Origin of the sequence: Spirosoma agri (assembly GCF_010747415.1) — a bacterium.
In the GTDB taxonomy this organism is placed as follows: Bacteria; Bacteroidota; Bacteroidia; order Cytophagales; family Spirosomataceae; genus Spirosoma; species Spirosoma agri.
In genome coordinates, this window is sequence record NZ_JAAGNZ010000009.1 from 1 (window position 1) to 14,508 (window position 14,508).

Below are 14,508 nucleotides of genomic sequence, written 5' to 3' on the forward strand. Positions count from 1 at the left end.
GCCTCGAACTCAGCCTCCTACAAGCAGTTTGTGGAAGATGCCAGCGCAACGCGGTTGCGCGAGATTACGCTGATGTATAGCCTGCGCAGTCCGGGTTTCCGCCGATTCACGCACCTCTCTACCGTCGATTTCAGCCTGACCGGGCGCAACCTGGTATTGTGGACCAAGTATACCGGCACCGATCCTGAGGTCAACATTACCGGCGCGGGCCTGTCGCGGGGGCAGGACTGGTTCACCAATCCAAATACGAAGTCACTGCTTTTTTCGGTCAAAATAACGTACTAACCCCGTCGGCGTCACTGCCGTACATCGGTGTCAATTCATGAAAAAATCGATTTCCTATAAAGTCATTATTGCGCTGCTGGCCGTTAACCTGCTAAGTGGTTGCCAACGCCTGTTCGAGGAACCCGCCATTCAGAGTAATCCCAACGCCGTAACCGACGTCGATGTAGCAACGCTGCTGGCGGGTACGCTCCTCGGCGTTTCGTTCCTGCACGAAGATACCGACGTCCGGATTGCGTCGATGTGGGCGGGTGAGTTGAACGGCCTGTCGCGGGCGCATCAAGGCTTTGCGCAGTACATCGTCTCGTCGCAGAGTTTTACGTGGAGCCCCCTGTATCCGGTGGCGGGGCAGGCCCGGCTGATTCAAACCAAAGCCGATGCCGTGGGCGACAAATGGACAAAAGGGGTAGGGCAGGTACTGGAAGCGCTGGTCATCGCCAAAGCCACGGACCTCTACGGCGACGTTCCTTACAGTCAGGCGTTCGACGACGTAGCCTTTCCCACGCCGGTCTTCGATAAACAAACAGACGTGTACACCGCGTTGCACACCACGCTCGACAATGCCATTCAGAATCTGTCGGCCTCATCGGGATTGGCTTTTACCAGTCAGGATTTTATTTACAAAAGTGACGTCGCCAAGTGGCGGGCGGCCGCCAATACGCTGAAAGCCCGGTTGTATCTGCACACCGGCGAGTATGCTAAAGCCGTTGCCAGCGCCAGTTCGGGCATCAGCAGCCCGGCGGGTGACGCCTTGATTCCGCACGGTACGAGCCTGGGGGTAGATTTGAACCAGAACTATGATTTCTTCCGGGTCAACCGGGCGGGCGATACGGGTTTCGACGGAGCGTACCTGCCCGTATTGCTGCGATCACGCATTGGGTCAGCTAACACTAAAACCGACGAAACGGCGCTCTATAACCATTACATCAAAGTGGGCATTACGGCCACAGGTGCGCTAGACCCCAACACTACAGACGGAGCGTTTACGGCCAATGCGCCCCATCCCATCCTGACGTACTACGAGAATCAGCTGATTCTGGCCGAAGCGCAGGCCCGGCTGGGGGCGTCCGATAAAGCGCTGGCGGCTCTGAATACAGTTCGTGTAGCCCTGTCTGCCGGGTACGTGAACGGCAAGACAATTTCGGCTACCGGTCGGAAGTATGACGCCTACACCCTGGATGATTTCGGCCCTACCGGACTGGCTAACCCAACGAAATTGGCGACTCTGCAAACCGCACTACTGTACGAAATTATCAGCCAGCGGTTTCTCCTTTTTTTGATGCAATACGAAGCCTTCAACGACTATCGGCGACTGGCAAAAGCGGTGCCCGTTGTACAGTTACCCATTCCATTATACACCGGTTCTCAACGCCCGCAACGGTTCATTTATCCGCAGGTCGAGATCAATACGAATCCGAATGTGCCCAAACCGTTACCCGATCAGTTTACCAAAGTAACGGTGTTCTGACAGAACGCAGATGGTTATGCTCCTTGCGATTTATTGGGAGCATAACCATCCGCGTTCCAGACGTTCTACTACCTCTTTCTAACCACTTGATTCCCCCTCGATGACTACCTGTACTAGTTTACCGGTCCTTTCGGAAAGTGCCTTCTGGCGGTATTTCGCGTTTACGGCCTTGTACTTCGCGGAAGGGCTCAATATGGGACTATTGTTCGTCGGAATTCCGGCCTGGATGGCCCAGAACAGCAAGACGCCCACCGAAATTGGTCAGTTTGCAGCCGCCTGCGCCCTACCCTGGACGTTCAAATTCATCGTGGCCCCACTCATGGATCGCTATGCGTACCTGCCGATGGGGCGTAAACGGCCCTGGGTGTTGTTTGGGCAGCTTGGCCTGATGGGAAGCCTGATCGTGATGGCGTATATTCCCGACCCGTTGAACAACCTGAATCTTTTCGCGGGAGCCGCCTTTCTGGTGTCTTCGTTCGGGGCCATTCAGGATGCCGCTGTCGATGGCATGGCCGTTGACGCGATTCCCGGTGATCAGCAGGCCCGCGCCAACGGGTTTATGGGGGGTGCCCGCATGATCGGCAGTTCGCTGTCGCTGGCCGGTGGTAGCTGGCTGATGAACCAGTATAATTTTACGGTATCGACCCTGGCCCTGGCGGCTCTAATTGGGCTGATGACGCTGGTGCCCCTCGTGTTGCGGGAAGACCGGGGCGAAAAAATCCTCCCCTGGACGGCAGGAACGATTTCCCCCGAAGCGCAAAAGATGCAGATCACGAGCTGGACTACCATTCTGCAATCGTTGTACAGTCTGTTTCGCCTGAAAAATTCGTTGCTGGTGGCACTGCTGATGTTTATTACAATGGGGTCGTACAACTACTTCGAAACGCTGCTACCCCTGTTTGCCGTCAACGTCTCCGGCTGGACTAACGTATCGTATTCCCAGGCGTTTGCTTCGGCCGATCTGATCGGTGGTATCAGCGGTATTTTGCTGGGTGGCGTGCTAATCGAACGGTTTGGGAAGAAACGAATGATTGGTCTGTATTTTCTGGGTATCATGGGCATTACGACCGCCCTCGCCTTACTGACGCCCTATTGGACCAACAGCGTATTTATTCAGGGCTTTATTATTGTATACCGCTGGCTGAACGCCTTTGCCAAAATCGGCGTCTACGCGATCGCCATGGAGTGCTGCTCGAAAAAAGTATCGGCCAGCCAGTTTACATTTTATATGACCATCGGAGCTGTTGGATCAATGGTTGGCGCGACGCTGATTGGTCCCATTAAGGAGAATTTTAGCTGGCCGTTTACGATGCTGTTATTCGTAGGACTGATCGCTCTTGCCTGGCTGGTGATGCGGTTGCTGAACATCAGTAAGCTGGAAACGCAGATTACGGAATTGGATGAGAAGACAAGCCAAAACGAGGTATACCAACTGAACTGACTTACAGACCAGTCTGAAAAGTGATGGTAGACTGGTATCGCCATATACAAAGTCAGCCTCGAAAATAACTAGTGCAGGGACTTAGTCCGGTAATGTCAAGGGTCTTCCAGCTCAATCGGGAGCATACGCTGCATGGATCGTTACCGTAAACCGGTAATTGATGCAAGTTGCAGACATTGGTTAACCAACCCGATTAAGAAACCTTAATAACATCCTAAGCTCGTCTTCAGATCGACCGTTTACTTTAGCCCTCACGCAGAGCTAGATGAATTTGGCATGAAACGAGCGATTTACTTTTTCTTTCTTTTTGGCACAACCAGCGCACCAATCATCGCTCAGCAGCTTGACTGTACCACCATCGGCTTTGAACGGGGAACGACCGACGGCTGGACGCTGACCAACGGACAGGTCACCAATCAAGGGCAACAGGTCGTTTTTCAGAACGAGACAGCGGGAACGTTTGAGAACGGGCATCGGATCACAAGCTTGGGTGATGGCAACGACCCCAAAATAACCGCCGAGGCTATTCCTATGGTAGCGCCCGGTAGTACGCATTCTATCCGCATCGGCAACGTAACCCGTGGCAGCCGCTTTGACCGTATAAAAGGGTCTTTTGTGGTTACAGCTGACAATACGCTGTTTCAGTACAAGCTGGCAGTTATTCTGCAAAATGCCAATCACGAGGCTTACGAAAAACCGGGTTTCACCATCCGAATCACCGATAGCGAAGGGCAGGAACTACCTTGTAGTTTTTACGATATACAGGTTTCAGCGGCTGGTACGGTCGATGGCTTTAAAACGCAGGGCGATATTCAGTACCGCAACTGGACCGTTGGCGCCATTGATCTACGCAACTACATCGGTCGGCGCATTACGGTGGAAGTGACCGCGCATGGTTGCACGCACAATGGCCACGTTGGCTACGCGTACTTCGATGCGCAATGCCTCAAATCAGAAATCAACCAGGCGTCGGCCTGCCCCGACGCCGACGGATACGTCGTACTGAACGCACCCGATGGCTTCGACAAATACAGCTGGAATATGGGCCAGACGACCCGCTCGATCCGCGTGAAAGCTGCCGTCGGTCAAACGTATTGGGTTAAACTGTCACCCTTCTCCAGTCTGAGCGCCAGCTGCGAATTTCAGCTTGATCATCAGCTAACCTTCCAACCCGTAGAAACAACGTTGACAAAGACGATTTGCGAAGGCGACGGAGTTGTGGTGGGCGATACGACGTATCGGAGCAGCGGGCAATTTGTGCGGACCATTACCCACAATATGCTGTGCGACAGCACCGTAAAGCTATCTCTGACCGTCAAACCACTGGGTCGTTTAGTGCAACGGGTGACCATTTGCGAGGACGGTAGCTTGACCGTTGGCGACTCAACGTACCGCCGGCAGGGCACCTATGTCAATCACTTCACCAATTCGATCGGTTGCGATAGCGTAGTGACTACCCACCTGACGGTCAACCAATTGGCTACCCGTATAAGTCCTGACGTGATGATTACCCAGGGCGACAGCGCCCAATTGATCGTTACAGCCACGCCCACGGGTGCGTATACGTACCGCTGGAATTCTACCGAGCGATTAAGTTGCCCGACCTGTGCCCAGACCTGGGCAACTCCGTCCACGACAACTCAGTATGTCGTACAGGTTTCGGACGAAGGTGGGATTTGCCGGCAGACTAAAGCGGTTACCGTTACCGTCGTTCCGTGCGGATTGCAGCTACCTACGGCTTTCACCCCCAATGCCGATCAGATGAATGATCACTGGATTATCAAAGGCAACGCCTGCGTCAGACAGCTTCGCAACGTGACTATTTATAACCGTTGGGGAGAAGTTCTCTATCATCAGGAGAACATGGCTTTATCGGATCACAATCGATGCTGGGACGGCCAGTATCAGGGGCAACCGGTCCTCGAGGGACTATATCCATACACGATTCAGGCCGAACTGACCAATGGCGATTTAACCGATTACCGGGGCGTTGTTCAACTTGTCCGATGACCGGATACGGGCCGCGAATAGCTCAGACTGCTAGCAGTAGACGTACCATACCGACCGTCGATAGCCATGAGCCCCTAAACATATTCTTCGAAAATAAGGTACTGGTATTGAGTGCCGGCTGATCCTCTACTGTCGTCTACTGCCTATGAAACAAACGCTACTTTTTATGGTTACACTCCTACTTTTTCTGGCTGGTCTGATCCGGGTAGTCGCTCAAACGCCCACGGCTGTTTCGGGCCGGGTGCTGGACTATCTGGCCAACCGGATTGGCGATTATGACGGGCTGCGTTTACAAACGGCCGCGGGGGAGGTGTATCTGTTTTTCCCGCCCCATGCGGCTGCCCAGATCCGACGACTGGCCGCCACCGGGCAACGTATAAAGGCCGATGTTGAACCAGGGCATGGCGGCCCCGGACACGCCAAACCGGTTTTGGAAAAATCAGCGGGAGGGGTATCTACAGCAGAGCCAGCGACCATCCCAACTTACCGGTTGATCCGACTGCGTAACGCAACGTCCGGCACACTGCTTCAATTGTCCGATCTACCCCCTCCACCGCCACAACCGGGCGTTCTGGTCCAGACGGAAGGTCCCTTGGTAGCGAAAATGATTGATGACCACGGTGATCTGATCGCTTTGCTGACGGACAAGTATCTGATTGAATTGAAACCCCATCAGTCGGAGCAGATCAGCTCGCTGCTGGTGGGCGTTCAGCGATTGGGAGCCGTCGGGTTCGAACGAAATCTGGATGGCTTTGTCAATCGTTCCGGCCGACCTGTGCTGCATCCTACTGCCTTAACCATCCGAGGTCAAACCTTTGCACTTTAATGAAAATTCTGTTAATCGACGACGAAGAAAAACTGGTTACACACCTGCAAAAAGGTCTTCGGCAGGCTGGTTATTCAGTCGATATAGCGCTGTCGGCTGCCGAAGGGCTTGAACAGGCTGCCGTAGGCGGTCACGATTTGATATTACTCGACCTGATGCTGCCCGGAACCACGGGTTTCGATGTGCTGCGAACGCTGCGGGCCTTCGGTATCCAGGCTCCGGTAATGATTCTGAGTGCCCTCAACCAGTCGCATCATGTCGTGCAGGGACTGGATTTGGGAGCCATCGATTATGTACGAAAACCGTTCGAACTGGACGAGTTGCTGGCCCGGATTCGCACCGTGCAGCGGAGTCAGGCGGGAAGCCGGCTGGCCGTATGGCGCGTCAATGATCTAACGATGGATCTAGCCAGTCGTCAGGTGAATCGGGCTGGTCAATCCATTGCCCTGACGCCCCGCGAGTATCAGTTACTGGAGCAATTGATGCGCCATGCCGGACGGGTCATTACCAAAGCCCAGCTAACCGAAAAGGTCTGGGAATCGGACTTTGACCGGGGCAGCAACGTGGTTGAAGTGCATGTGCATCAGTTACGAAAAAAGATTGATCGGGGCTTCGAATCTACGCTGCTTGAAACGGTCGTTGGGGTAGGCTACCGGCTCAAGGGATCCCTGGAAATCAACTGACCCTGTTTATATGGTGTTGTTACGTCCTGTTCGCAGTATTCGGTTAAAGATTGGTCTGGTATTCGGGATTACCTTTTTTTCGGGCTTTGCCGCAGCGGCTACTTACGTGTTCTACGAAGTAAAAAAGGTCCTGATTCAGCAGGAAAATCGGGCACTGGACGACCGGGCTGCCCGACTGTCGGAACGTACATCGCTTTATCCGCTGATCATTCCCCTGCCCGAACGGGGCGAAGTTCTTGCACTTTGGTACACAACGAATGGTAGTACCAAACGCCTGTATCAGTCTCCGCGCTTCCCTGCTACCATCAGCGGGATAGACAGCCCCACTATTTCTCGATCGGATACGTTTCAACTCACTCGTTTTGTTCGAAATACGGAAGGGGGCTACGGAAAACTAACGACCATTGTCGGACGCAGCAACCGCCCGTTAGCCCGTCAGTTGCAGTCGATTGGCTGGCTATTGATCGGCATCCTCCTGCTGAGTATGATGCTGTCCAGTCTGGGAGCCTGGGTAATGAGCGGTTGGTTACTGCGCCCGCTGAAAGCCATCATCGATTCGGCCCGTTCCGTCAATCTGGCCGAAGACGTGACACCAATCCCAACGCCCAATTCGAAGGATGAACTCCTGGAGTTGGCCGATACGATCAACGATATGCTGGCCCGTATCCGGCAGGCGGTTGATACCCAGCACAATTTTTTTGCGGCTGCTTCGCACGAACTGCGTACACCCTTGAGCATTTTACGTACGGAGATCGAAGTAGCACAACGGGAAGCCATTAATGATCGGGAACGCCGTTTTTTAGCCAGTCAATTAGCCGAATTACGGCGTCTGAGCCGGCTGGTCGATGATCTGCTGGCGATGAGTCAGCTTCGGGCCGGTACGCTGCAACTGCGCCCCGAGCGGATCGAACTCGATGACCTGACCTTGTTCCTTACCGAACGGTATCATGCGCCCATCAACCAGCGGCATCTGTACCTGTCGGTCCAGCTGGACGATGCGGCCCCGTCGCTGACCATTCTGGCGGATCTGGACAAGCTGACCAATGTGCTGCTGAATCTGCTGGATAACGCCGTCAAATATGCCATTCCAAACACCCAGCTTGACCTTAGTATACGTCAGCAACACGAAACCATCGTCTGGTCGCTGATCAATCAGACAACATCAGTCGTACCCGACCCCAATCGGCTTACCAGCGAATTTTACCAGGCCGACATTCGTCACGATGGGTATGGACTGGGCTTGTGGATCAGTCACCAGATTGTCCGGCTTATGAGCGGAACCCTTACCGTCACCGCTACCGAAGGCTGGTTTCAGGCCGAGGTACGGTTTAAAAACCAGTCAGGTCAGCCTCCTTTCGAAAACTGACCTGACCGGATACCATTCAGAACTGACTAGGCTCTTGCTTCAGCCATTATCAGCTCGCCGGAAGCTGAAAAGCGCAGTTTGTACAACTGCTGACCAACGGCTATATCGATGGTATAGTCATTCGTTGTTCCCGTTGGGGGGGTGTGCAGATCAGCTGCCAGATACGTGTAGCCGCTAAAGTTGGTTTGCAGATACGCCGTAATGGCCGACGGTAACTTCGTGGCATCCAGAATAAGCTGGTGATCAGCCGGAGCCCCTGGTGTCATTGTGCTCGACGCCGGAGGGGTTGGACCACCGGGTTTAGGCGTGGCCGGACCACCAGCTACTGTACCTGACGCCGGAGGAGTTGGACCACCGGCCATCGTACCGGATACTGGGGCCGTCGGACCACCTGCGGCTGTGCCCGATGCCGGACCACCCGCCACTGGACCTTTTGGCGCAACCAGAGAACCGTTCGTGTCGAAGTGTAGAACGGTGGGCTGGTTGTTGCTGAACAGCTTGACATCGTAAGTGGTCGTTCCGTCGTGCACATGCTGCTCGGCCCAGCCGTAAGTATAGGCGGCATACGTGCTGCTCAAGGCCGTTTTGATGGCGCTCGATAAATTATCCCGCGAAACGTAGCTGACCGAGTGGGTAGTGGTCAGGTCGCCGGGCGCGGTGTGCGCATCGCGGAAGGTCCCCGTGCCATCAAAATGAACATCAACCCGCTGATTGTTCGTCAGAATCTGCACGCGGTACTCCTGCGCCGTTCCGTTGATCTGCATCGACTCAGCCATCACCAGTTGATAACCCGCGTAGGTCTGGCTCAGGTAGCTACTGACCGAAGCCGGTAACTGAGCTGCGGTCAGACGCACGATTACTTCACCACGGGGACCGGCGGGACGGGTAGTCAGTGCGCCGTTGGTGTCGAAGAAGTAATCGACCGGTGCTCCATTTTGCAGGACAGTCACTTTCGTTCCCGAGTAGGTTGTGGAACCCGGCTGGCTCATCTTCTCCACTTTGATCAGCGTGTAACCCGAAACGTTCTGGTCCAGGTATGACTTCACGTTGGCAGGCAGGGTGGCCGAGGGTAAGCCCACGACATTGGCCGACGAACGGGCTCCGAACAGTACGCTGGTTTCGACGGCCTGAGTCTGGTCGGGGGCCATCGCTGTTTTGCTACAGCTCGTTGTGAGTAGCGTCACCAGAACGGCGACGGATAAAAGGGTTCGTTTCATTTGTTTTCGTTTACGTTGTTGAATCAAATTTGCCGTTCCCAGATGAAGATTCCCTTAAGATAGAATTAATTCGATACGGCTAATCATCATCGCGGAACAGCCAGCGGAACGCCCTCGCTAACGAACCAGAAACGATTGGCCGTTGACGGTGATAAGAGAAGCCTCAACAACCGTCTGTTTCTTCAGCTGGACCTGCCCCTCGCCAATCGGATGGAGGAACCCGTCTACCGAAATCGTACTTCCGTTGGGGGCTATCGTGAGGAGTTGAGTGATTACATGCGGGGGCACGCGGACCAGCGTTTGATCACTAAGCCGTAGTCCACTGACCTGGCCCTGTCTGTCGCGCTGATAATCGATTACTTTTCCTTTTACGGTTACCGACGTTGGAGTAGGCAACACAGCCGGTGCAGCCGGTGGTGTATCCGTAACGACGGTTTGCCCGTTCGTCAGACTAACCAGCCGAAAAACGCTCTCGCCTTCGGGTGTGATGTCGGAAGAGCCAGTCACCGTAATGGACTTACCCGCCTTGCCGGCCGTCTGGATCGCCTGGCCCAGATGGGGCGGAAAGCTAACCGCAATGCTTTTCGAGCCCGTGTTGAACGTAAACCCATCCAGAATGGATTCGTCGTTGGCTGTAAACTGCTGAATGGTCCCCGTCAGGGTTGTCAGTGATAGCATTCCCTGCGCCTGCGGAGAGCGAATACCCGCGAAGGCAACAGGACCGGGTACGCCGGGGCCTGGACCCAAGGGCGGTTGTGCCTGTACGGTGAACAAGCCTGCCAGTAAGGCAAGTAAAAGCAGAAATTGGTTCGTACGTTTCATAGTCGTTTTTCAGTTAATTACGAAAGCAAACGTACAGGGCCAACATGAAGACGACCTGAAGAAACTATTAATTTATACTAACCATGTTTTCCAGCGACAGATCCGGTTAAACGAGTCGCCTGAGCTGGCCCCGTTAGCCATGGACAGCTCAGACGGGGCGCTAAATGAAGCGGAAATAGAGCCAGACCGCAAGCAGGGTACAGAGCAATGGAATCGTCATCACCAACGCTCCTAGTTTGAGAAATGCCCAGGCACTCACCGTCTGCCCCTCCCGACGTAGCGCAACTAACCAGAGAATGGTTGCCAATGATCCAGTCACCGACAGATTGGGACCCAGGTCGATCCCGATCAGAACCGCACTTTTAATCACGTCGGGCACCTGTCCAGCCTGAATGACGGTACCCGCGATCAGACCGGCAGGCAGATTGTTGACCAGGTTACAGGCGAGGGCCACCCCAACACCGCTCAACCAGGTCGTTTCGGTAACCGAACGCGCTGTTTGTTGGTGCAACAGCGTCGTTAGCTGCTGAATAATGCCCGTCTTGGCCAAAGCTTCTACCAGCACGAACAGCCCGGCTACCAGCGGCAGCACGGCCCAGGATACGTTTTTAATAACGATCCACGGCGTTTTTCTGGCCCGAATCAGGACCAGGATCGAGGTGAGAATTCCGGTAATGGCCGTCGGCAGCCCCAGGGCTACATCGAACGCCGAAGCGATCAACAGAACAAGCGCGGTGATGGCGATACCGGCAATGGCCAATCGCCCACCTGACGACAGTGTTGGAATGGTAATATCACCGGCAATGGATTCGCTTAACGCCTGGCGTTGGGTAAACCGTAAAATACCGTACGTAGTCACGATCGAAACAATTGACGGTATGGTATACTGCGCTAACCAGGCCAGTAACGGAGGCATGTGCGTGCCATAAATGACCAGATTGGCCGGATTGGAAATGGGCAGCACAAACGAGGCCGCATTGGCGATGAAAGCGCAGATGAACAGGTAGGGTAGTGGATTTTTAACCCTGGCCGTTTTTACAGCCGCTGCTACCGCAGGCGTCAACACGACGGCGGTGGCATCGTTGGATAAAAACGTCGTGACGACCACCCCAACCAGGTAAATCAATAGGAACAAACTACTGGCCGATCCGTTTGCCCGTTGGGTTGCCTGGGCTGCCAGCCAGTCGAAGAGCTTTTCTTCACGAGCCGTTTCAGCCAGTAGCATCATCCCGGTCAAGAAGAGATACACATCGGTCCCTTTCATAATGCCTGACAGGCTTTCAGTGGGTGTGATCAGCCCGAGAGCCAGCAATACGATCGCTCCACCAACGGCCCAGATAAATTCCGGCGTTTTAAACGGTCGGATGATGACGCCCGCAACGGCTAAAAGTGTAATTATCCAAATAAAACTAGTAGTCATAGTTACTGATTTAACGAATTCAGGAGGTTGGTTTACCATTTCGATTGGGACCCAGCTGGGTTCCCAGAATACCATTTTCGGGCCAGGCACCGATCGCGTCGGCATCGCTCCCGTTTTTTATACGCGCTCGGGTTTTTATGCCGGCTGAAGCCAGTTGAATAGTGTGCCGTCCGGGCCGGCCGCTTACGTCGATGGCTTCCACAGTCAGTTCCAGTTGGTCATCGGAGGGGACAAAGATCGTGGCCACCCAGCTACGCCGATCGTCCGACAGAATCATAGGAACCCAGTCGCCGTCGTTGAGTCGGCAGGCTACGGCTCGTTCGGCGGTGGCCCCGACAGCGATGGCGCGTACCTCGACGGAACCCAACGGAACCGGTGTTTCGTCCCGGCGAAGCCGATAATCGGCTGGACTGGTAATCAGAACAAACGGGAACGCGTCGTGGAGCGCCTTGAAACGCCAGCTGACCTGCCCTTCGTCGACAGCAATCAGCGCGTACCCGACGGGACCTTCCTCAATCTGACCGGTAGACCGGGTTGCTGAGAAAATCACATGCCCATCGTTGGCCAGTTCGTTGTAATGCGTGTGTCCCATATCGACCAGAACCACGTCGTGTTGCGCGATGAGTTCGTTCACGAAACGGGTTTCCTGTGGATCGGTCAAATCAGCCGGGTACGAGTGCATAAACAGAACGATCCGCTCGTCATTCGTCCGGGCAATGGCCAGCTCACGCACCAACCACTGCCGTTGCGAATCACCCAGCCGAAAATCCGGCCCGCCAGAACCTGGACCGCTCATATCCAGAAACAGGCAGCGAACACCCTGTATGACCCGTGACAACGGGAGCGACTCGGCCTGAAGGTGTTGGTAAAACCCCGCCAGACTTTTCTGCTCCATGTCGTGATCACCGGGGATACAAAAGACGGGAACGCTCAGCATCTTCAGCGCCGTAGCGACCCATTTGTACTGGGTGGGCAATCCATTATCGGCGTTGTCACCCGGTAAGACAACGAAATCAAGCGCCGAACCACATTCCGTTTCGAGCTGGGCTACGATGGATAAAAAGTCTACGTAATTCGGTTGTTTGGCCTGCGTGATGTGTAAATCGCCGATGTGCGCGAAGAGAAGCGGGCCGTTCGTTGACGGCTCAGAAAGTGAATTGGTCATTATCAGTTCAGGCGGGAATTGCGGCTGTTGCCGTGGAGCTACAGGCCGATTTAAGTGTCGTGGCAAACAGTATCCACAAACCAATCGAGACGAAGGCAAAACTGCCTAAAATGAGGAACGTGGATGGGTAGCCGATCTGTTGGGCCATCCACCCGCCAATAGCAGGACTCAAGGAAACCCCCAACCCCTGTACAGTCATAACAGCCCCCTGACCGATGTTAACCCGCCCTGTTCCGTTCAACAGGTGGGCCACCAACCCTGGCACTGCCACGCTTTGTAGCCCCGCGCCGATGCCGTCCAGCAACTGTACCGGGTACAGGCCCATATGACTGATTAGGTGAGCAGCAATAAAACCACGTAGCGGTAGGGCAATGAACGAAATGAGAATGACCAGCCAAAAACCGCTTTTTTCTGCCATGCGCATGGCTACGATGGAGACGACAATCATAGCCAGTTGCGCAATAATGATGGTCATAGCCACGAATTCGGTGGGGTTACCTACGTTTTTGGTGGCAGCGGCCAGTCCATACAGCGGTAGCATAGCTCCATTTCCCAGGTGAAAACAGGCCAAGGCAGCCGCCAAAATAAGAAGCGGTTTATTTTTTAACAGTACCTGAAAACCAGTGGCTTTCTGCGTTTCGTCACCTTTCCCCTGATCAGCCAGACCACGAGCAGCATTATCGTCAATTTCCTTAGCGGGAATCAACAGGACGGACACGATAGCCAGTACCCCAAACAGAGCGGCCAGCAGGAAAACGGCGGGCATACCAAACCGCATGCCGAGATAGCCTGACAGCGCAGCGCCAACAACATTACCCGCGTGGTTATAAGCCTGGTTGTACCCATTCTGTCGGTTAAAGCCGGTCTGACGCACGATGCCCAGCGTAATACCAACTACGGCGGGGCCAATGGCCGAACCCGCAATGGCCGTAGCGACCTGCGAGATACTGACTAACCAGAAATTTTGCGACAGCAGTATGATTCCCGATGCCAGCGTCGTAAACAGGGCTGCGACAACGACATACATGCGTTTGCGTTTCGTAGCATCGATGAGGGCTCCGGCGGGCGCGGTCATCAGCATACCCGCCACCCCGCCAATGGTCATGACGGAGCCAATCAAGCCACTTTTCCAGCCGTGAGCTAACAGGAATATGCCCAGAAAAGGGCCAATGCCCGCCTGCATATCGGCCATAAAGAAATTCAGGGCCTGAAGCGGCCAGACAATGCGGTGTCTGTCTACGGTTTGGGCTGTCGATGAAGGCATAGGTAAACGTTAGTGAGCGATGTGCCGGGTTGATTCTGATAGTCTGTGCCGGTGTCAATGAGTCAGTAGATTGTTCAGCAGACCGCTGCAAAGCAATCTCCGTTAGCTGAAGTTTCGATTAGATTAATATTAATTTATCTTCATCGTCAGGACAACGTGGCTCATCCACCGGAAACCGACTATGCCATGTGCGTTCTTATTCGTCAGAAAAATTGTGCCATAAATGAGCCATATCATTAACCGCTTGTCTGCTAGTACGTTGGTAATCAATGACAGGTATGCCCGTATGGATTGTATGGCTATTTTTACTCAGTATTGTAGAGAGGACTGTTTCTTTATCTACCTATCTTTCAGCGACTTATATTAAAAAGGGATTAAAATTTCGTACCCGTATTACTCAATTTTAGCCGCTTATGGATCGCTTTGTGACTCTATCGCCTATCGATTGATAGCGGATCTATGGTCAGTTGCTACACGTGTAAAGCCACCAGGTAGAACCGGTTACAGCGTGTGGTTCTGAGAAACAATAATGCGCATCGGAAGA

12 protein-coding genes are annotated in these 14,508 nt (G+C 54.0%); 7 read left to right on the forward strand and 5 right to left on the reverse strand.

The window, feature by feature from the left end; all coding sequences use genetic code 11:
- The 7 genes from GK091_RS28180 to GK091_RS28210 all read left to right on the forward strand — a co-directional run.
- Positions 1-285: hypothetical protein (locus GK091_RS28180; protein ID WP_164044089.1), on the forward strand; the 285-nt coding region annotated here is incomplete at its 5' end.
- Positions 286-322: 37 nt separating this feature from the next.
- On the forward strand, positions 323-1,750 hold the full coding sequence (locus GK091_RS28185; protein ID WP_164044090.1) for a SusD/RagB family nutrient-binding outer membrane lipoprotein: 1,428 nt from the start codon (positions 323-325) through the stop codon (positions 1,748-1,750).
- A gap of 100 nt (positions 1,751-1,850) precedes the next feature.
- On the forward strand, positions 1,851-3,191 hold the full coding sequence (locus tag GK091_RS28190) for an MFS transporter (RefSeq protein ID WP_164044091.1): 1,341 nt from the start codon (positions 1,851-1,853) through the stop codon (positions 3,189-3,191).
- Between the two features lie 276 nt (positions 3,192-3,467).
- Positions 3,468-5,201, forward strand: coding sequence for a T9SS type B sorting domain-containing protein (locus tag GK091_RS28195; protein ID WP_164044092.1), 1,734 nt, complete (start codon positions 3,468-3,470; stop codon positions 5,199-5,201).
- A 166-nt stretch (positions 5,202-5,367) separates the two neighbouring features.
- On the forward strand, positions 5,368-6,027 hold the full coding sequence (locus GK091_RS28200; protein ID WP_164044093.1) for a hypothetical protein: 660 nt from the start codon (positions 5,368-5,370) through the stop codon (positions 6,025-6,027).
- The gene (locus GK091_RS28205) at positions 6,027-6,710 is read left to right on the forward strand and encodes a response regulator transcription factor (protein WP_164044094.1); all 684 of its coding nucleotides are present in this window, start codon (positions 6,027-6,029) and stop codon (positions 6,708-6,710) included. The genes GK091_RS28200 and GK091_RS28205 overlap by 1 nt, the downstream gene beginning before the upstream one ends.
- A gap of 10 nt (positions 6,711-6,720) precedes the next feature.
- Complete coding sequence (locus GK091_RS28210; RefSeq protein WP_164044095.1) at positions 6,721-8,076, forward strand: HAMP domain-containing sensor histidine kinase; 1,356 nt, start codon at positions 6,721-6,723, stop codon at positions 8,074-8,076.
- 26 nt (positions 8,077-8,102) lie between these two features.
- On the opposite strand, the gene GK091_RS28215 is transcribed toward GK091_RS28210, so the two are convergent.
- The 5 genes from GK091_RS28215 to GK091_RS28235 all read right to left on the reverse strand — a co-directional run bounded on the left by GK091_RS28215 (position 8,103) and on the right by GK091_RS28235 (position 13,964).
- The gene (locus GK091_RS28215) at positions 8,103-9,293 is read right to left on the reverse strand and encodes a PepSY-like domain-containing protein (RefSeq protein ID WP_164044096.1); all 1,191 of its coding nucleotides are present in this window, start codon (positions 9,291-9,293) and stop codon (positions 8,103-8,105) included.
- A 117-nt stretch (positions 9,294-9,410) separates the two neighbouring features.
- Positions 9,411-10,115, reverse strand: a complete 705-nt coding sequence (locus GK091_RS28220; protein WP_164044097.1) for a hypothetical protein — start codon at positions 10,113-10,115, stop codon at positions 9,411-9,413.
- Positions 10,116-10,275: 160 nt separating this feature from the next.
- Positions 10,276-11,535 (reverse strand): arsenic transporter, encoded by a 1,260-nt coding sequence (locus GK091_RS28225; RefSeq protein ID WP_164044098.1) that lies wholly within the window; start codon positions 11,533-11,535, stop codon positions 10,276-10,278.
- Between the two features lie 19 nt (positions 11,536-11,554).
- A complete protein-coding gene (locus GK091_RS28230) occupies positions 11,555-12,700 on the reverse strand; it encodes a metallophosphoesterase family protein (RefSeq protein WP_164044099.1) in 1,146 nt (381 codons plus the stop codon).
- Positions 12,701-12,707: 7 nt separating this feature from the next.
- Positions 12,708-13,964 carry an MFS transporter gene (locus GK091_RS28235; RefSeq protein ID WP_164044100.1) on the reverse strand — a complete coding sequence of 419 codons (1,257 nt, stop codon included), beginning with the start codon at positions 13,962-13,964 and terminating at the stop codon, positions 12,708-12,710.
- Between the last annotated feature and the right edge of the window lie 544 nt (positions 13,965-14,508).